At 64.2% G+C, this 18,979-nt stretch carries 18 protein-coding genes; 9 read left to right on the top strand and 9 right to left on the bottom strand.

What is annotated here, in order from left to right; all coding sequences use genetic code 11:
- The first annotated feature begins 3 nt into the window (after window positions 1–3).
- Complete coding sequence (locus tag A6E15_RS15215; RefSeq protein WP_076147438.1) at window positions 4–429, top strand: NusA-like transcription termination signal-binding factor; 426 nt, start codon at window positions 4–6, stop codon at window positions 427–429.
- A gap of 306 nt (window positions 430–735) precedes the next feature.
- Window positions 736–2,247 (top strand): aldehyde dehydrogenase family protein, encoded by a 1,512-nt coding sequence (locus A6E15_RS15210; protein WP_076147436.1) that lies wholly within the window; start codon window positions 736–738, stop codon window positions 2,245–2,247.
- A gap of 65 nt (window positions 2,248–2,312) precedes the next feature.
- On the opposite strand, the gene A6E15_RS15205 is transcribed toward A6E15_RS15210, so the two are convergent.
- On the bottom strand, window positions 2,313–2,948 hold the full coding sequence (locus tag A6E15_RS15205; protein ID WP_076147434.1) for a hypothetical protein: 636 nt from the start codon (window positions 2,946–2,948) through the stop codon (window positions 2,313–2,315).
- Between the two features lie 334 nt (window positions 2,949–3,282).
- Here A6E15_RS15205 and A6E15_RS15200 point away from each other — a divergent pair, with 334 nt between their 5' ends.
- The 3 genes from A6E15_RS15200 (at window position 3,283) to A6E15_RS21725 (ending at window position 4,824) form a co-directional block, all read left to right on the top strand.
- Window positions 3,283–3,711: a 30S ribosomal protein S12 gene (locus tag A6E15_RS15200; protein ID WP_004267302.1), complete on the top strand. Its 429-nt coding sequence runs from the start codon at window positions 3,283–3,285 to the stop codon at window positions 3,709–3,711.
- Window positions 3,712–3,713: 2 nt separating this feature from the next.
- Complete coding sequence (locus A6E15_RS15195; RefSeq protein WP_076147433.1) at window positions 3,714–4,322, top strand: 30S ribosomal protein S7; 609 nt, start codon at window positions 3,714–3,716, stop codon at window positions 4,320–4,322.
- Window positions 4,323–4,695: 373 nt separating this feature from the next.
- Window positions 4,696–4,824 (top strand): DUF7503 family protein, encoded by a 129-nt coding sequence (locus A6E15_RS21725; protein WP_277612937.1) that lies wholly within the window; start codon window positions 4,696–4,698, stop codon window positions 4,822–4,824.
- 95 nt (window positions 4,825–4,919) lie between these two features.
- Here A6E15_RS21725 and A6E15_RS15190 read toward each other — a convergent pair whose 3' ends face one another.
- The 3 genes from A6E15_RS15190 to A6E15_RS15180 all read right to left on the bottom strand — a co-directional run bounded on the left by A6E15_RS15190 (window position 4,920) and on the right by A6E15_RS15180 (window position 8,736).
- Window positions 4,920–7,001, bottom strand: coding sequence for a hypothetical protein (locus tag A6E15_RS15190; RefSeq protein ID WP_076147431.1), 2,082 nt, complete (start codon window positions 6,999–7,001; stop codon window positions 4,920–4,922).
- Between the two features lie 72 nt (window positions 7,002–7,073).
- Window positions 7,074–7,772, bottom strand: coding sequence for a DUF7504 family protein (locus tag A6E15_RS15185; RefSeq protein ID WP_076147430.1), 699 nt, complete (start codon window positions 7,770–7,772; stop codon window positions 7,074–7,076).
- Between the two features lie 208 nt (window positions 7,773–7,980).
- The gene (locus A6E15_RS15180; protein ID WP_076147428.1) at window positions 7,981–8,736 is read right to left on the bottom strand and encodes a DUF5781 family protein; all 756 of its coding nucleotides are present in this window, start codon (window positions 8,734–8,736) and stop codon (window positions 7,981–7,983) included.
- A 243-nt stretch (window positions 8,737–8,979) separates the two neighbouring features.
- On the opposite strand from A6E15_RS15180, the gene A6E15_RS15175 reads away from it, so the two are divergent.
- Window positions 8,980–11,166, top strand: a complete 2,187-nt coding sequence (locus A6E15_RS15175) for an elongation factor EF-2 (RefSeq protein ID WP_076147426.1) — start codon at window positions 8,980–8,982, stop codon at window positions 11,164–11,166.
- Between the two features lie 584 nt (window positions 11,167–11,750).
- Window positions 11,751–12,629: a hypothetical protein gene (locus A6E15_RS15170; protein ID WP_245800585.1), complete on the top strand. Its 879-nt coding sequence runs from the start codon at window positions 11,751–11,753 to the stop codon at window positions 12,627–12,629.
- 272 nt (window positions 12,630–12,901) lie between these two features.
- Here the strand turns inward: A6E15_RS15170 and serS are convergent, their stop codons facing one another.
- On the bottom strand, window positions 12,902–14,281 hold the full coding sequence (gene serS, locus A6E15_RS15165; protein ID WP_076147424.1) for a serine--tRNA ligase: 1,380 nt from the start codon (window positions 14,279–14,281) through the stop codon (window positions 12,902–12,904).
- A 112-nt stretch (window positions 14,282–14,393) separates the two neighbouring features.
- Here serS and A6E15_RS15160 point away from each other — a divergent pair, with 112 nt between their 5' ends.
- The gene (locus A6E15_RS15160) at window positions 14,394–15,605 is read left to right on the top strand and encodes a potassium channel family protein (RefSeq protein WP_076147423.1); all 1,212 of its coding nucleotides are present in this window, start codon (window positions 14,394–14,396) and stop codon (window positions 15,603–15,605) included.
- 123 nt (window positions 15,606–15,728) lie between these two features.
- On the opposite strand, the gene A6E15_RS15155 is transcribed toward A6E15_RS15160, so the two are convergent.
- From A6E15_RS15155 to A6E15_RS15140, 4 genes are all read right to left on the bottom strand, one after another.
- Complete coding sequence (locus A6E15_RS15155; protein ID WP_076147421.1) at window positions 15,729–16,310, bottom strand: magnesium transporter; 582 nt, start codon at window positions 16,308–16,310, stop codon at window positions 15,729–15,731.
- Window positions 16,310–16,885 (bottom strand): magnesium transporter, encoded by a 576-nt coding sequence (locus A6E15_RS15150; RefSeq protein ID WP_076147419.1) that lies wholly within the window; start codon window positions 16,883–16,885, stop codon window positions 16,310–16,312. The genes A6E15_RS15155 and A6E15_RS15150 overlap by 1 nt, the downstream gene beginning before the upstream one ends.
- Before the next feature lie 140 nt (window positions 16,886–17,025).
- The gene (gene crcB / locus A6E15_RS15145; protein ID WP_139326609.1) at window positions 17,026–17,454 is read right to left on the bottom strand and encodes a fluoride efflux transporter CrcB; all 429 of its coding nucleotides are present in this window, start codon (window positions 17,452–17,454) and stop codon (window positions 17,026–17,028) included.
- Entirely contained in the window at window positions 17,451–17,858 is a 408-nt protein-coding gene (locus tag A6E15_RS15140; RefSeq protein WP_076147418.1) for a fluoride efflux transporter FluC, read from the bottom strand. Before A6E15_RS15140 ends, crcB begins: the two co-directional genes overlap by 4 nt.
- A 208-nt stretch (window positions 17,859–18,066) precedes the next feature.
- On the opposite strand from A6E15_RS15140, the gene A6E15_RS15135 reads away from it, so the two are divergent.
- Window positions 18,067–18,978 (top strand): cation diffusion facilitator family transporter, encoded by a 912-nt coding sequence (locus A6E15_RS15135; RefSeq protein ID WP_076147416.1) that lies wholly within the window; start codon window positions 18,067–18,069, stop codon window positions 18,976–18,978.
- The last annotated feature ends 1 nt before the right edge of the window (window position 18,979 follow it).

Genomic DNA, 18,979 nt, shown 5'->3' with positions numbered 1-18,979 from the left:
TCGATGGGTGTCACCCTCGACGACGACGCCCGGCAGTATCTGGCGGCTTTCGAGGACGTGACCGGCGTCGACGGGCGGGACTGTCTCGTCACCGACGGCGGTGACAGCCTCCTGATCGTCGTCGAACGCGGCGGCATGAGCGAGGCGATCGGTCCCGGCGGCCGTACCGTAAAGCGGTTCGAGGACCGTGCCGACGCACAGGTCCGACTCGTCGAAGACGCCGATAACGCCGAGGAGTTCGTCGCGAACGCGCTCGCACCGGCGGCGGTCTACAACGTCACGATCAGCGAAAACGACGATACCGTCGCGTACGTCGAGGTCGCGGAAGCGGACCACGGGGTCGCGATCGGCACGAACGGTCGCACGATCGACGCCGCCCGCACTCTCGCGAAGCGCCACTTCGGGATCGACGACATCCAGCTGTTGTAGCCCCGTTTTCTACCGTCTCGGTCGAGCCGAGCGACGCCACCCCGCGTCGGGGCCGGTCGGTTCGGTTCCCGACGATGGTCTCATACGGGTTCTCGTCACTGTTTACGGAGCCTACAGGACAGTCGCGGGTGTCCCGGCGACGACTGTAGATCACCCGTCTCGGTCGTTGCCGGTACGGCGGCGTCGCCGAAGACGTCCTCGCTTCTCCCCGTGACGCCGGGATCGTCCGGATCTCGATCGAATAGTCCGCGATCGTGAATTACAGAACCAAATGAATAAGCCGTACCCACCGATAGGCAGACTCACATGACGAATACGAGTGCGGAATCAGCCGACGAGATCGCCGTCGACGACCTCGAGATCGCGCCGGAAACCGGATGGAACGCGCTGTATCTCGACGGGGAGTGGGTTCCCGCGGGTGACCGTGACCTGATCGACGTCGAAAACCCCGCGACGCGGACGCGCCTGACGACGGTCCCCTCGGGAACCGAGGGCGACGTCGACGAGGCGTACGCGATCGCGGCGGAAGCGCAAGCGGCGTGGGCGGAGCGGCCACCCCAGGAGCGCGCCGGGATCGTATCCGAGGCCTGTCGGTTGCTGGGAGAGTACGCCGACGACCTCGAGACGTTGTTCGCGGTCGAGTGCGGCGGCGTCGAGCTGAAAGCGGACTTCGAGACCCAGCTCGCCCAGGGGACGATGGAGGTCGGTGCCGGACTGGCGATGCGCGACGGCGGTCGCCGCAAGGACTCGGTCACGCCGGGCAAGGAGAACCTGCTCGTGCGCGAACCGGCCGGCGTCGTCGGCGTCATCACGCCGTGGAACTTCCCGCTGTATCTCTCCAGTCGCGTCGTCGCACCCGCTATCGCGCTCGGCAACAGCGTGGTGTTAAAACCCGACGAACACACCCCGATAACGGGCGGACTCGTCCTCGCGAAGGTCTTCGAGGAGGCCGGCCTCCCGGCGGGCGTCCTGAACGTCGTCCCCGGCTACGGTCACGAGATCGGCGACCATTTCTCGGGCCACTCGGTTCCGTCGGTGATGTCGTTTACCGGCTCCTCGGAAGTCGGACGCGGCGTCGGCCAGCGCGCCGTCGGTGCGTACACGGAACCCGCACTCGAACTGGGCGGCAACAACGCCCACGTCGTCCTCGAAGACGCCGACCTCGAGCGGGCGATCGACGCCGGCGCGTTCGGCTCGTTCACCCACCAGGGACAGGAGTGCATCTCCATCAACCGCCATCTGGTCCACGAATCGCTGTACGACGAGTACGTGGCTGGACTGGCCGACCGCGCCGAGCAACTCCCCATCGGCGATCCCCTCGAGGAGGGGACCCTCGTCGGTCCGGTCATCAACGAGAGTCAGCGCGACAAGATCGTCGGCTTCCTCGAGGAGTCGGTCGAGCGCGGTGCGACGGTCGAGGCTGGCGGCGACTACGAGGGGCTGTTCGTCGAGCCGACGGTACTTTCGGATGTCACCAGCGACATGCCGGTCGCCTGCAACGAACACTTCGGCCCGGTCGCGCCAGTCGTTCCCTTCGAAACCGACGAGGAAGCGATTCGGATCGCCAACGACACCGAATACGGGCTGTCGGGATCGGTTCACTCGACGGACGTCGCCCGGGCGCGTGACGTGGCCGACGCGATGGAAACCGGCATGGTCCACATCAACGACCAGCCGTTGAACGACGAACCGCACGTCGCGTTCGGCGGTGTCGGCGCGTCGGGAATGGGTCGGTACAACGACGAGTGGATCCTCGAGACACTAACGACGGTGAAGTGGATCTCGGTCCAGCGCGAACCGAGAGAGTATCCGTACTGAGTCGCTCTCTCCCCGACGGTGCGTCGGTTCGAACGGCTACGCCGTCGGGCGCGACACGAGACCGTTCAGAGCCATTCGACGCGATACTCACAGCGGTGACCGCCGTCCGATCGACACTGGTCGCCGACTTCCTCGACCTGTACGGGGTTGTCGGCGAACTTTTTCGCGACGCCCTTGATTAGCCCCTTATCGAATTCACACGGGTAGGGGTTCTCACAGATCATCACACCCTCGTTCGCTCCCTCCTGTCGGAACTCGTAGGAGCCGATTTCGCTGCCGCGGTGGTTCTGATGGTAGGCCGTCTCGATCGCCGGTAACGCGTTCTCGACTTCGGAAAGGTCCGGCGGGAATTCGACGTGTTCGGGGACGTTCTGTCCCATATTTCGCATCCTGACGTCGCCGTACTCGTCGCGCATATCGTACAGCATGGCAAGCGGGATCTGAAGCGGATACCACTCGTCCGGTTCGATGTCCTCGAGCCCGTAGTCGGCGAGTTTGGACGTGATCTCTTTCCCCACGAACGACGAGATCGATTCACCGGCAGCGATGTACGACAGCGGACTCCGACCGATTACTTCCGCGTCCTCGAGCGAGGCCTCGAATCCGATTCGATCATCCACTGCCTGAAGTTCATCGCTGGACTGGGACTCCCCGTCGTCGCTTCCGACGAGTCGCTTGATCCAACTGTTCAGTGTAGCCATAACGAGTACAGGACATGTCCGATCCACCTAATAACTTTAGTTGCTAATTCGATATGATTATATGTCCGAATCGATCGATTCGCACTTCCATACGGGCGTCGGGTCCCGACTCGACGAACATCGAGTCGAACGAGGCGTTGGTTGCCGGCCCTCGCGGGGCGAGCGGTCATCGCAAACGAATGACATAATGGGGGCGCGACCGATCCGACGCCAGCGCGCGCCTCCGGCGACGAAACGCTCTGAAATCCCTTCGTTACCCTGCGTCGCCGATTCTCGAGCCGTAACGCCGCGCGGAAACGGGTCGCTTAAGTGCCTCCGTCGGATAGCGACGCCCATGGCAAACGGCAAATACGCCGCGCGCAAGCTCAAGAAGGACCGCCAGAATCAGCGGTGGTCCGACTCGGACTACGCGCGCCGCGCCCGTGGACTTCGCGAGAAGTCCGACCCTCTCGAGGGCGCACCTCAGGCCCGCGGTATCGTACTCGAAAAGGTCGGCATCGAAGCCAAACAGCCCAACTCGGCGATTCGGAAGTGCGTCCGAGTGCAACTGATCAAAAACGGCAAGCAGGTCACCGCGTTCTGTCCCGGTGACGGCGCGATTTCGTTCATCGACGAACACGACGAAGTCACCATCGCCGGGATCGGTGGGGCCAAGGGTCGTGCGATGGGTGACCTCTCCGGTGTCAACTACAAAGTCGACAAGGTCAACGGCGTCGCACTGAAGGAACTCGTTCGCGGGAACGCGGAGAAACCGGTGCGATAACTATGGCGGCAGAAGACCAACCCGACCCGGACGCGCCGGCCGGCGGCGCGGACGTCTCGGCCAAGCTGTTCGGCGAGTGGGAGATCGGCGAGATCGAGTACGCCGACCCCTCGACCGAACGCTACATCACGGTGTCGCCCGTCGCTCACACCGCGGGTCGCCACGCCCGCAAGCAGTTCAAGAAGTCCGAGATCTCGATCGTCGAGCGCTTTATCAACCGCTTGATGCAGACCGAGGAGAATACGGGCAAGAAACAGCAAGTCCTCAACTACGTCAGCGACGCGTTCGACATCATCCACGAGCGTACCGAGGAGAACCCGATTCAGATCCTCGTGACTGCCGTCGAGAACGCGGCCCCGCGTGAGGAAACCGTCCGCCTGAAATACGGTGGGATCTCGGTCCCGAAGGCCGTCGACGTCGCTCCACAGCGCCGCGTCGACCAGGCCCTGAAGTTCCTCGCCGAGGGCGTCTACAACGACTCGTTCAAGACGACCACCGACGTCGCGGAGGCCATCGCCAACCAACTCGTCGGCGCGTCCAACTACGACGTCGGCACCTACGCCGTCAGTCAGAAAGAGGAGAAAGAGCGCGTCGCGGCAGCCGCACGCTAACGCGTTACGCCGTCGCTTTTCGGCTTTCTTCGGGTGCGATAGCTTCGCCTCCCTATCTCGAGGGCTGCTCGTGACCGCGGGCCGTTTCGACCGACGTGTCGTAGTCATTGACAGCATTCCACGCCTGATCGCACGACTGCGTCGCGATCAGTCTGTCCATCGTTTCAGTGGCTACGATCACTGTCTGAGGTCCCCTTCCTCCGAGTCGATCCGTTAGCCGCCGTCCGGCTCGTGGTCGAACGGGCCGTGATTTCTGTCCGAGTATTTTTCTTCCTACATCATATCGGTACTATCTGGGATTGATATTGTTGATATCTCATACACTATATTAAAATAAATTTATTACAGCCGGCAACTATACTTCGAGTGTACCATGACGGATGTTACGCAGTACCTGAAGAATCACCCGCGAATGATCGGCGCACTGTTTACGATCCTGTTGCTACTCGGGCAGGCAGGCAACGCCGCAGCAACGAACGCGAGTGGCTTTGTCGGCCCCTAAGCGACGGGACCGAAGACCACTGTCCGAGAACTGGTTTTGTGTGGGAGTCCACCGCCCGGTGAGCGACCGCGAAGCGTCGTGATCGGGCCTGCCCGTTACGGTTCGAGTCCATCGTCGACCAGATCGGTACTCCACTGGACGTGCCCGTCTCGTATCACGGGGAACAACGCCTCATCGAAAAACGCCTCGAGTTCCGACTGCGTCACCGAAATCGGTCCCGTCTCTCCGGGAATAACGAAATACGACTCGACCGAATCGATGTGTGGTGACAGGACGCTTCCGTGCCGTCTGTTTCCCGCCGTGTACGCGATGATGTTCGCCGTGAGTGTCTCGCGTTCCCCGGATACCAGACAGACGTTCGGGATCTGCGTTTCGGGCTGTGTGATCGTCGTTCTCCCATCGCCGACCAACTGATACTGTTGCCCGACGACGTTTTCCTGTCGAGCGATGTCCAGCGTACTGTAGAGCGGGAACCCGAGGTTTAACAGTCGGGAGATGAGGACGCCGACGCTGACTGCGCCGCTGTTGACGACGTTACTGAGCGTGACGATCCCGCCGATACTCCCCCGCTCGACGAGATGCAGTCCCTGCTCGTGGGATCGACACGCGTTCAGTAAGAACGCCTTTATTCCGACGGTGTCGACTGTGTTAGCATCTAACTTCCCGTCCGAACACTGAAATCCGTCGTCGTCGATATGTCCGATGTAGTGGAGGAAGTCGCTGTCTTTCTCGAGAACGGCTGCGAGGTCGTCCATCGAGAGATCGTAGTGGATCGTCGTCTCGAACGGGAGTTGTTCGCGGGTCCCGTAGGTCCCGTGGACGCTCTCGAGTTCCGCGCGCATATCCGGATCGTTACAGACGACCTCGATTTCGATGGGGCCGTCTTTCGGCGTTCGCCCGATGTCGTTCCGATAGGCCGTGACAGACGTGGTACTGACGATCTCCGAGCCGTCGATACCGGTCCACGACTGTTGGATCCTCGGGACGTCCGACCGGTCCGTTGCCGTCTCGACGTTTGCGTTCCCACGGACGGCACCGGGCCGCGTGCTTCGCACGAAATCGTCCCGCGTGAACGCGTCGATCGCTCGTTCAGCGGCCGGCTCCGGTCCCGTCCGTTCTCGGCCGCTTTCTCTCGTCGTGACGACCGCGAGATCGTAGGCGAGAAACGGGAGCATCGGCACGTGAGCGCCGGTCGTCTCGAGTCGCGTCTCGAACTGCCAGGCCGGGAGATGAGGTTCCAGTTTCTCGTCCGGAATCTCGAGATAGCGTTCGAGTCGTTCGGCCAACGATCGGTCGTACGCGTCCGCGATGTCGATGTCGATCACCGGTTCGATCGATCGTCGTTCGCGTGACGGGAGCGGCGTGTTTCCTTCGGTCCTGACGACACAATCGAGGAGGAACGTTCGTTTCAGGACCCGCTTGACTGCCGACTCGAACTCATCCGAACCGTCGAGTGAGTGGGTATATCCGCTTTCGGTGACGATCCGCGGACTCGACCCCGGAACGACTTCTGCATCGAGATAGTACGCAAGCGGTGCGACGACGAACACGTGCCGGAGCGTCTCGGGAACCGCTATCCGAACGCTGTGGTCTCGATCGAGGGGGTCCGGTATCCGTAGGTCACTGCCGAGTTCGAGACGGGGTGGATGCCCTCGAAGCGTCGGATACGCCCGTTCCGGTGACGTCGTCTTTAATTCCGATCCGAACGCCGACACTGCGGCCATTAGATCGGTCGGGGCAGTCGTCGTCGTAATCGTTCTCGCCGGGCGCTTGTGTAACGATCTGGCCCCGAGGTGAACGGTCGTCTCCGCCCCGAAGTTGAGATACGTCTGCTCACGGTCCGAAAACACCTGCACGGAACCGGTAACACGAGCGTATACTTTTAACGGACCGGCCAGATCGAGCGTATACTCGTCCGGGGGGAGTCCCAGCTGCTCGGTCGGACTTACCTCGGCGAGCATCAGTCCGTCCGAGTCCCGAACGAGGACCGTATTGGGCTTCGGTAACGCGATCGAATCGGTCGTCACCGTCACTGCGGATCCGATCGGAAAGCCGATCCGATCAGTATTCGCCGCCGACGGGGTTACCGGACTCCCGGTCTCGAGACGGTAGCGGTGTCGCTCGATCGGATCGACGATCTCTACGCCGCGTTGTGTCGGCTCGAATTTCGGTTTCATTGGAACGGTAACTCGTGCGGTTGCCCGCGGACTGCCGGGGTCGTCGCTGGGAATTGGCCTTGGCCCGAGCCGTTACTCGGGACCGACCGATAGCCAACCGGACCGACGGTCGCCGTCCTCGATCGTCCATCGCTCCTGATAGTCGCCGTCGTGTTCGCGGAGTTCGACGATGATATCGAAAAGCGGCGAGAGGGTCTGGACGATCCTGGCGTCTCGCTCGACCGGCAGATGGTAGTGGGCCATCCCATCGACAGCCTTCGTTCGTCCGTTGACGAGATGGAGGAGTTTGAACACCCGCTGGCGGCCGTACTCCTCGAGCAACGGGAGCAGTGAGTCGATCCCCAACCTGACTTCGCCGGACTCGAGCGCGGCGGTGTTGGTTTCGAAGTTCTCGATCGCTTGCTCGATGGCGATCCCGAGGTCGGCAAGTGACTCCGCTTCGGTCGTTGCCGGCCGGATCGACGGTGTCTCCCCCGGCTCGGCCGTTGTGGCGTTGCGAGCCTGCGCGTCGTAGGCGATGACCGAGAGGGCCTCCGATCCGGTCTCATCGACGTGGTGTATGGCGTGGTGTGGGCCCGCCGTCGTCGAGACGAGGACGCGCCGCCGGGTCCGATCGGTACCACAGCCAAGCAGTCGACGACACGCATCTCGCCACTGATCGGGGTGGACGGATCCGACGACGAGGACGCTTGCCCCCCGGCGTTTCAACCGCGATAGCTCGTCGGCGAACCCCCCGTCAGTAGTTCCCACCTGGTCCGGTCCCGAAAACATTCCTCTATGTTCGATCCGTTCCGCTTATCAACCAATAAACGTTCGGGTCGAACGGTAGGCGAATTCGGGGATGGACATCGCGTTGTGCGCTGTGGGTGTTGGTCCGGAACCGTTCGTCACGACGGGACGCATGCGGTCTCCCGTTCGTCATTTCGGTGAGACCCCGGGGCATCGTGGTCCCACCGGGGAATCGGCACAGCGGCCGGTCTCAATCGGCCGCGGGGCCGCCACCGCCGACGTACGACCGGGTCGCATCGACCAGTACCTGTCGGTAGGTACTCGCGTCGGTCTCCCGGCCGAGTTCCCGGAACCGCCGTTTGAATCCCTCGAAGTCGATTTCCGGGGCGTCCATCGCCGCCGCGTGTGCGAGATCGTAGAGCCGATGATCACGCTTGACGAGGTCGTGTCGTTCCGCGAGTGCGAGCGCGAAGGCCGCGTTCACCGCCGTGATCTCGGGGTCGGCGCTGGCCGACAGCCGCCGGAGGCCGGGACGGGGCGGCGTCTCGGGGCGGTCGGCGATCGCCGTGGCCAGACTCGACTCGAGAAAGGAGAGCAGTTTCTCGCCGGGACCGACCGAGAGGGTGATGTCGTCGGCGTAGATGTCTTTCATGTGGTTGGCGATCTGGTAGCAGTGTGAGAGCTTGCGGCGTTCGACGCTCTTGCCGGCCAGCGCCAGGTAGAGAACCTCCTCGGTCGATTGGGTGTGTGAGGGGTGGTCCTGTTCGTGACGCGCCATGTGGGCGAACTCGTGGAGTGCGAGTTCGCTGGCCATCGCGCTCGAGGCGGCCTGTCGTGAGATGTTCAGGACGTGGCGGTCGTCGTAGTGGGCGGCCCAGGTCCGTTCGTCGGGGTCGTCCCGGAGCTGGACGTGGACCGGCAGCGAGAGGTCGTGTTCGGTTTCGAAGCGGTCTCGGGCACTGAGGAATGGAGAAGTCGGGCCCGGTCCCTGCACGCGAATATCCATGTGTGTTCCTACCAAGAGCCGACGGGATTTGACTCTTTTGTGCGTTCACACGTCGTCGGCTCCGCCGAGATCGTCTCGCTCTCGCCCTCGAGTGGCGACCAGCTCGCGGCCGAGTCGCCACGATAATGGGAGTGATTCACTCACTCAAATTGGATATTTCAACGTTCGAACCGGGAACGACGGCGGATTTCGGCGCCGACGAAACACTACCCTTTTGACCCCGCTACCGGTAATGGGGGGTATATGGGCCGACGCAAGAAGATCGTCCAAGAGTGTGAACGGCTGATGGACGAACCGGAGAACATCCGGAACATCGCCATCGCCGCTCACGTCGACCACGGGAAAACGACCCTTACGGACAACCTGCTGGCCGGTGCCGGCATGATCTCCGACGACACCGCCGGCGAACAGCTGGCGATGGACACGGAGGAAGACGAGCAGGAACGCGGGATCACCATCGACGCGGCCAACGTCTCGATGACTCACGAGTACGAGGGTGAGAACCACCTCATCAACCTCATCGACACGCCGGGCCACGTCGACTTCGGTGGCGACGTCACCCGCGCGATGCGAGCCGTCGACGGTGCCCTCGTGGTCGTCGACGCCGTCGAAGGGGCCATGCCCCAGACCGAGACGGTGCTGCGACAGGCACTGCGAGAGGGCGTCAAGCCGACGCTGTTCATCAACAAGGTCGACCGCCTGATCTCCGAGCTACAGGAGGGTCCCGAGGAGATGCAACAGCGTCTCCTCTCGGTCATCCACGACGTCAACGAACTCATCCGCGGCATGACCGAGGAGATGGACGACATCGAGGACTGGACCGTCTCCGTCGAGGACGGTACCGTCGGCTTCGGCTCCGCGCTGTACAAGTGGGGCGTCTCCATGCCGTCGATGCAACGCACCGGGATGGACTTCGGCGAGATCATGGAACTCGAGCGCGCCGACAAGCGTCAGGAACTCCACGAGCGGACGCCGCTGTCGGACGTCGTCCTCGACATGGTCTGTGAACACTTCCCGAACCCGCTCGACGCTCAGCCGCGTCGTATCCCGCGTATCTGGCGCGGCGACGACGAGAGCGATCTCTCGGAGTCGATGCGCCTCGTCGACGAGGACGGCGACGTCGTCCTGATGGTCACCGACATCGGGATCGACCCCCACGCCGGCGAAATTGCCGCGGGACGGGTCTTCTCGGGGACGATCGAGAAAGGCCAGGAGCTGTACGTCTCCGGGACCGCCGGCAAGAACCGCATCCAGTCGGTCGGGATCTACATGGGTGGTGAACGCGAGGAAGTCGAGGAGGTTCCCGCCGGGAACATCGCCGCCGTTACCGGTCTCAAAGACGCCATCGCCGGCTCGACCGTCTCGAGCGTGGAGATGACGCCGTTCGAGTCGATCGAACACATCTCCGAGCCGGTCATTACGAAGTCCGTCGAGGCCCAGAACATGGACGACCTGCCGAAGCTGATCGAAACGCTGCGACAGGTCTCCAAGGAGGACCCGACGATCCAGATCGACATCAACGAGGACACCGGCGAACACCTCATTTCGGGACAGGGTGAACTTCACCTCGAGGTCATCACCCAGCGCATCGAGAAGAATCAGGGCATTCCGGTCAATACCGGTGAGCCGATCGTCGTCTACCGCGAGCAGCCCCAGCAGCCCAGCGACGAAGTCGAGGGCATCTCGCCGAACCGGCACAACCGCTTCTACATCTCCATCGACCCGATGACGGACGACCTCGTCGAGACGATCAAACGCGGCGAGGCCTCGATGGACATGCCCGAGCAGGAACGCCGCGAGGCCCTGCAGGAGGCCGGCATGGAGAAAGAGACCTCCCAGAACGTCGAACACATCCACGGGACGAACGTCCTCATCGACGACACGAAGGGGATCCAGCACCTGAACGAGACGATGGAGCTGGTCATCGAGGGACTCGAGGAGGCCCTCGACAACGGCCCGCTGGCCAACGAGCCCGTCCAGGGGACGCTCATTCGCCTGCACGACGCCAAGCTCCACGAGGATACCATCCACCGCGGTCCGGCCCAGGTCATCCCCGCGACCCGCGAGGCCGTCCACAAGGCGCTGATCGACGGCCAGATCAAGATGCTCGAGCCGATGCAGGACGTCCGTATCGACGTGCCCAACGACCACATGGGCGCGGCCTCGGGCGAGATCCAGGGCCGTCGTGGCCGCGTCGACGACATGTACCAGGAAGGCGACTTGATGGTCGTCGAGGGCATCGCGCCGGTCGGAGAGATGATCGGCTTCGCCTCGGACATCCGCTCTGCGACCGAGGGACGGGCCTCCTGGAACACCGAGAACGCCGGCTTCGAGGTCATGTCCAACTCCCTCCAGCGCGACAAGATCATGGAGATCCGCGAGCGCAAGGGTATGAAGCTCGAACTGCCGCCGAGTATCGACTACATCTAAGCGCAGCTCACGGTTCCCGGGCGGTTTTGATTGCTTTCGGTATCGATGTGTCGCTCTCTCTCTCCTTCCGTTCTATTTTCGACGCGCTATAGTAGCCGCTGAAAGTCATTGCACACCTGATCGCACGATGGCGCTGCGATCAGTGTGTGAATCGTTTCAGCGGCTACTATAGTAATGCTCGGGCTTACGATCTCGCTGTAAGCGACACCGTACATCGACTTCTAGTATCGGTGATTGCCGGCGGTTCCAGTTTTGAACTGAAAAGAGAAATCGCTCGAGGTCGTCGGTACCCCTCGATGGATCCTCGCGGCGAGTAGTGCCGTCGTCGTGTCGCGGCCGCCCCCGCCTCATCTCCGCTCCCCACCAGCATTATTAAAAATAAACTATCTCAATAAATCTAAAGGTAATTAAAATATATTTTTAATTTATAGTAAAAAATACTCATCACTGGGGACATAGCTTTCCGATTAACTCGCACGCAAGTAAGTCGCGTTGCGAACGCGGTCGGTCAGTGCAGGTAACCGACGAGTGGCGATGCTGTGAGTCCGCCAGCGCCGGGCGTCGTACGGCGTCGGAGAGCAACAATGAATCGACGCAAGTTCATCGCGAGTGCAGGCGGTATCGGCACGGCAGCTATCGGCACTGCAGTAGTGCTTTCGGGTTCAGCCGCAGCACAGATCGGCGACTATACGTTCATCGGAACCAGCATCAGCGGAGAAAGCGACGACGGATCAGTCTCGGACACCCGGGCAGGAGCGACTAACGTCGTCTTCCAGTACGAAGGGCTGGACGAAGAACCAGGGGAAGCGACGGTCGAACTTCAGGTAGTCCACGGTGGCAAAGCGGCGACGATCGACGAGGCGACGACCGCGGTCAGCGGCACCAGCCAGTCGGACATCTCCCTCGGGGAAGACCTCACGGGGAGCGTCCTCGATCACGACGGTCTCTCGGCGTCGGACTTCCGGGCGAAAGAGGACGGTAGTGTGACGGAAAAGAACGTTGTCCTCCGTCTCAAGGTCACCGTCAACGATGTCAGCGGCTCGAGCGAGACGGACCTGAACGTCGTCATGCGAAACGCGGCCGCGGACGCCGGAATCGGTGGCGAAGCCGACGGTGAAGTCGTCACGGAGGAAGAGGAAGACGACCCCGTCGAGGAGATCAACGCCATCGTCGAGGACATCAACGCACAACTCGAGAACGTCGAGCCGGTCGGGAAGATCGATAACGCCGACGCCGAGACGATCGGCGCGCTCATCGAGGAGATCTTCACGCAGGTCACGGCCGAGATCGAGGCTCAGGCCGGCGTCGAGTACGACGTGAGTACCGTCGAGGAGGCCCGTGCAGCGGCCGAGGAGGCCTCACTCCCGCCGATCGCGGATGCGCTGAACAACGCGGCCGACGCGTCGAGGACATCCGGAACCTGGCCGACCAGTAGTGGCTTCGGCATCGCTGTGGCCGACTGATCCGGGGGCAGCACGCCTGCTATCGACGGTAATCCCAACGCGGTAACCCCCGAACCGGCCGCCGGCGCGCGTTCGCGGCTCTCGTCCGCCGTCGGCACTCCTTCCGTCGAGTCAACAACGGAGGCCCCGTCGCTGACGAGAAGAGACATCCTATTCGTAATCACCACCAGACGGCCGGAATTCCGTCTCCAGACGTCTCGATTCGGACCCGTTGTCGCTATTCGGACGGGTCGTCGGTGACCGCCCACCAGTAGAGAAACGGCGGCGTCGCGCTACTCCCGTTCGCCCGCGCCGAGCGCCGACTCGCCGACCTTCTCGTGGCCCTCGATGACCTCTTTGCCGCTCATGTACGGCCGCAGGGGCTCGGGGACGGTGACCGTTCCGTCCTCGTTCTGGTAGTACTCGAGGATGGCCACCATCACCCGGGGAATCGCGAGTCCGGAGGCGTTCAACGTGTGCAGATACTCCGCCGACTCGTGGCGCTCGGGTCGGTAGCGCAGGCCGGCCCGGCGAGCCTGGAAGTCCTCGAAGTTCGACGCGCTCGAGACCTCGAGCCAGCGGCCGCCGGCCTCGGGGCCGTCGTCCATGTCGTCGCCGGGGGCCCAGACCTCGATGTCGTAGGTCTTGGCGGAGGCGAACGTGAGATCGCCGGTACAGAGTTCGAGGATGCGGTAGGGCAACTCGAGCCGGCGCAGGACCTCCTCGGCCTCGTCGAGCAACTCCTCGAGGCGGTCGTAGCTGTCTTCGGGTTCGACGAAGTTGACGAGTTCGACCTTGTTGAACTGGTGGACGCGGACGATGCCCCGCGTTTCGGTGCCGTGTTCGCCGGCCTCGCGCCGGAAGTTCGGGGTGTAGGCCTGGTGTTTCAGCGGGAGGTCGTCGTCCAGCAGGATCTCGTCGGCGTACATGTTGGTGACCGGGACCTCCGCGGTGGGACAGAGCCAGAGGTCGTCGTCCTCGTAGGCCTCCTCGTTGCTGCCGCCCAGCCGGTAGGCGTCGTCGGCGAACTTCGGCAGCTGACCGGTCCCTCGCATCGACGCGCTCGTGACCGGGACCGGCGGGAAGACGTCGACGTAGCCCTGCTCGCGGTGGACGTCCATCATGAACTGGATCAGGGCGTGTTCGAGCTGTGCGCCCTCGCCCTTGAGGAAGTAGAAGCCGGCACCGGTCGTCTTGGCGGCCCGTTCCTCGTCGATGATGTCGAGTTCCTCGCCGAGTTCGTAGTGGGGGGTGACCTCCTCGGGGAGGTCGTGGTCCTCGTCGAAGCCCCAGCGGCGGTCCTCGACGTTGTGGCGCTCGTCGACGCCCAGCGGGACGCTCTCGTCGGGGAGCTGGGGGACCTCGAGCAGCCGCTCCTGGAGTTCGTCCTGCAGTTCGATGGCCTCGTCCTCGACGTCCTCGATCTCGGCTTTGAGGTCCTGCGAGCGCTCGATGGCTTCCTCCCGTTTCTCCTCCTCGCCGTCGGCGACGAGCTTCCCGATCTTCTTGGTGATCTGGTTGCGCTCGTGGCGCAGGTCGTCGCCGCGGGCTTTCAGTTCCCGCCAGCGTTCGTCCAGCTCGAGTATCTCGTCGACGTCCACGTCGGCCCCGCGGTCGTCGAGGGCGTCGCGTACCTCGTCTGGGTTCTCGCGCAGGTAGGTCCGGTCGAGCATTGCCCGTGCGTTCTCTGCGCCCGGGCAAAACCGTGTCGGAAGCCCGGCTCACCGTCGGCGGTTCGGAACCGGCGGGAAACGCTTTTTTCGTCGGCGGGCCGACTCTCGAGGTATGGACCCGCTCGAGGGCGAGACGTCGTCGGCGTCGATCGAGTACGAGCCCGTCAGCGTCAAGGACGTACTCGTCGAGATGAAAGACACCGCGGAGCTGTTGATCGACCTCTCGTACTCGGCGGTCCTCCACCGCAGCGAGGAACTCGCGACGGAGGTCCTCCGGCTCGAGGAACGGATGGACGTCCTCGAGATGCGAGCCCGAATGAGCCTGTTGATGGCCGCCCGGAAGCCGGCCGACGCCGAGCAGCTCGCGCCCGTACTCGGCATCGTCGGGGCCGCCGACGAGATCAGCGACGCCGCCGGCGACATCGCGAAGATCGTCCTCGAGGACATGGGGCTGCCCGAGGCGATGCGGGCGGCCCTGCCCGACGCCGCCGAGGCGCTGCTCCGGGGCGTCGTCGCGGCCGACTCGCCCTACGCCGGTCGCACCCTCGAGGACATCGACCTCGAGTCCGAGACCGGCGTCCGGGCCATCGCGCTCCGACGGGGCAACGAGTGGCTGCTCAACCCGGGGCCGACGACGCGGATCGAGGCCGACGACGTCGCCTTTCTCCGGGGGCCCGAGTCGGCGATCGGCGACGTCTGTGAGATCCTGACCGGGGAGGCCTACGAAGCGCCTACGGTCGTGAGTCCCGACATCGACGACTTAGAGCGGGCGGTGGACACGATCGTCCACATGAAGGACTTCTCGGAGCTGGCGGTCGATCTGGCCTACAGCAGCGTGCTGTTCGACAGCGAGGAGCTGGCCGAGGAGGTCCGCAACCTGGAGGTCGAGGTCGACGCGATGCAGTCGCGGTTCGAGGCCTGGACGCTGCGGGCGGCCGCGGACGCGACGGATCCGGTCGTGTTGCGCGGACTGATCCAACTGGGCAGCAGCACCGAGCGGATCAGCGACACCGCGATCGAGATCAGCGAGGGCGTCCTGCGCGACATCGACGTCCACCCGGTCGTCCAGCTGGCGGTCCAGGAGAGCGACGAGATCATCGCCCGCATCCCGGTCGAGTCGGGCAGCGACCTCGACGGGACCGCGGTGACCGAGGGCGTTCCCGACGCCGACTCCACGATGTCGGTGATCGCTATCCGCCGGCCGGACGAGGGGTGGCTACTGGTGGCCGACGCCGACGCCGAACTGCGCGGCGGCGACGTGTTGATCTCGAAGGGGACCCGGACGGCCGCGGCGGCGTTTCGGGACCTCGCATCAGTGTCGTGACGCGCTCGCTCTTTAAGTGGTTCTGGCCATAAGGTAGAGATACGACGGGAGAACGGTCCTTCTCGAGCCGACCACGGCCGGCGAGACGCGAGTCCGTCGGTCGCGCCGTCGGGGTCCGGGCACTCAGTTCAGGACGACGATCGCGACCCCCGAGAGGACGATCACGCCGAGGATGTCACAGACGTTCGTGACGACCGGAATCGTCGTGTCGTCGGGATCCAGCCCCTGTGTGTAGGAGACGTAGGTCGCGAGAACGCTGAGGACGATCGCGAGACCGGCCAGCACCATGCCGCTGACGACCGAGATGAGCATGAGATCGAGCAGCGCCATCGGTTCGGCGATGAACTGGCCGACGAGCCAGGCGACGATCCCCAGCGCGGTGAAGATCGTCGCCGCGAGCCCGAGGATCGCCGCCACGTTCGTCCACAGCACCTCGTCGCGGGGATCGAACTCGAGCAGGCCCAGGTGGAGCCGCGTCGAGAGCCGCGAGGAGAGGATCGCGCCGAGGTTGCCGCCCATGCCGATCATCACGGGGACCAGCACGAGCAGGGTGGGGTTCGCGAGATAGGTCTCCTCGAGTTCCTCGAGGACGTAGCCCGACCCCATCTCGAGGATCGAGAGCGCGATCAGGATGGGAAACATCGTGGCGACGATGCTGCGGATCGACCAGGTGTCGGACGGGTCGTCGGGATCGGTCGCGGCCATCAGAAGATCACCCCGACGACGGTGATCGCGACGAACAGGAAGACGACGCCGAAGATGTCGCCGAGCGTGGTGACGATCGGCCCGATCAGGTTGTCGGGGTCGAGCCCGTACTCGTAGCTGGCAAACACCAGTGTCAGCATGCCGAAAATCAGCGTGAACGAGGTCAACACGCCCGAGACCAGCATGATGCCGACGAGTTCGACGAGTCGGGCGGACTCGCGACCCAGGACCTGCAGGATTCCCCACGAGAGGACGCCGATGAACACCGAGATGCCGATGCCGTTAATAAAGGAGGCGGCGACGGCGTTGACGAGCCGTCGGTCCCACGAGAACTCCGGATCGATCATCCCCTGATGGAGGCCGCTCGAGATGCGTGCCCCGAGCGCGCCGTAGACGTTCCCCCGGGTCGCGAGGAAGGCGGGGAGCAACAGCAGGAGGCCGGGAAACCGCTCGAACCCCGCGGTCATCCCGTCCGAGCCGAGGACTGAGCCGGCGAAGACCCCGCCGGCGAGGCTGACCACGAGGATCGGCAGTGCCTCGCGGTAGATGCGCCACGCGTCTTGGCGAGCCGCCATAGCGTCGTCTAACGCAGGCCGGACATATACCTACCACGGGTCGAACCCGAGCGGATCGCGAGAAACCGTGGGTTTATGTGTCACATCTGAGCGATCGCTAACGTGTCTCGGGCCGGCGCGACGTCGGAGCCGGACGCGCCTCAGAGGGCGGCAACGAGCCCCCACGCGAGGCCGATCGCGGCGAGCGACCCGGCGAGACTGATCGCGGCGTTGCCGATCGCGAGGGTGCGGTCGCCGCGTTCGTACAGCCGGAGGGTCTCGACGGAAAACGAGGAAAACGTCGTGAACGAGCCACAGATTCCGGTCGCGACGAGTTGCAGCGTCGACTCGCTCGCGCCCGCGAAGACGACCAGCCCGAGGGCGAAGCTCCCGAGGACGTTGACGACGACCGTCGCCACCGGGAACCGCTCGCGCTCGAGTCGGCTCGAGACCCACTGGCCGACCCAGTACCGACAGACTGCGCCGATCGCACCGCCGGTGCCGACGACGTGGGCCGGCTCGGGGTCGACGGTGGCGGCCGCGCGGGCGAGCGCCTCGAGCAGCGACGTGACGGGCAACGTCGCGCTCACGTCGTCTCACCACCGACGGGTCGGGGACCGTCGAGGCGACGCGCGAGCGCGCGGCCCGCCAGCACCCCGACCAGGCCGAGGCCGTAGTTGGCGGCGACGACGCCAAACAGGGCGAGCGGCGACGACGCGAGCGCGGCCTGTAACGCGAACGTGCTGTAGGTCGACAGCGAGGAGAGGAAGCCGGTCGTGAGGACGAGTCGCGCCCGCGACGACAGCCGGCCGGCAGCCTCGGCCTCGTAGACGACGACGGCGAGGACCGCACTGGCGACCGCGTTGACGAGGACGATCGACGCTACGTCCGGGAGCAACCCCATCGCGAAGAACCGCAGGTTCGAGCCGGCGAAGCCGCCGATCGCGATCAACGCGAGCGCCTCGAGTCGAACGAGGGGATGTGGGTCTGCCATGGCTGGTGGTGGCAGGGACCGTCAGCCGACCGTCGCCCGTAGCGTGACCGTTCGCCGTCGGGACAGCGGTCGGCAGTTGGGTCAGGCGGGCCCCATCGCCCGGATACGACGCCGTTCGCACAGGCGCGAAATGAACGTTGCGAACGCCGTCACGTCGCGTCGAGCGGGGAGGGAAAGACCCAAGGTTAGACTGGCTCTAAACCGAGCCATGGCCGGAGACGTCCCCGCGGACGGTAGCCGGACGGCGTTCGCGCGAGCGTCGTGGGCGAACGTCCTCGGCAACGTCGTCAAGATCGTCGCCGAGGGGAGCGCGGGGCTGGCCTTCGGCAGCGTCGCCCTGCTCGCGGACGCGGCCCACTCGGTGGCGGACCTGGTCGCCAGCGTCGTCGTCCTCGTCTGGGGACGGAGTTCCTTCGACGAGCCGGACACGACCCATCCGCACGGCCACGACCGGATCGAGCCGCTGACGGCGCTTTTCGTCGGTTCGGTGGTCGCCCTCCTCGGGCTGAACCTGCTCTACCGATCCCTCGAGGGACTCGTGGCGGGTCCCGATATCGAGTTCAGCGTCCTGTTGCTCGCGGCGCTTGGCTTCTCGATCGCCGACATGTACCTGGTCTATCGCTACACCGTTCGGATCAACGATCGCCTCCAGTCGACTGCCCTCACCGCGCTCGCGAAGGACTGTCTGAACGACATCTACACCTCGGTCGCCGCCATCGTCGGCGTCCTCGGCGTCCTGGTGAACTATCCGATTCTCGACCCGATCGCCGGCGGACTCGTCAGCCTGCTCGTCGTCTATCAGGGCGTCGAGATCGGCCGGGAAAACGTCGACTACCTGATCGGTGCCGCCCCCGGGCCGGAGAAACGGGGCGAGATCACGGCCGCTCTCCGTCGCCACCCGGCCGTCGAGGGCGTCCACGACCTGACGGTCTTCTACGACGGTACCGTCCTCGAGGTCGAGGTCCACGCCGAGGTCGACGGCGACATGCCGTTCCGGGAGGCCCACGACATCGAGTCGGAACTGGTCGATCGTCTGCGGGGACTCGAGGATGTCGGCGACGCGCACGTCCACCTCGACCCCTCGGGGATCGGCGAGTGGAAGGAGTCGGCCGACGGGTGAC

The organism is Natrinema saccharevitans, from assembly GCF_001953745.1.
Taxonomy (GTDB): domain Archaea; phylum Halobacteriota; class Halobacteria; order Halobacteriales; family Natrialbaceae; genus Natrinema; species Natrinema saccharevitans.
The sequence above is the reverse complement of the archived record's forward strand: the minus strand, read 5'-3'. Positions and strand labels throughout refer to the sequence as shown.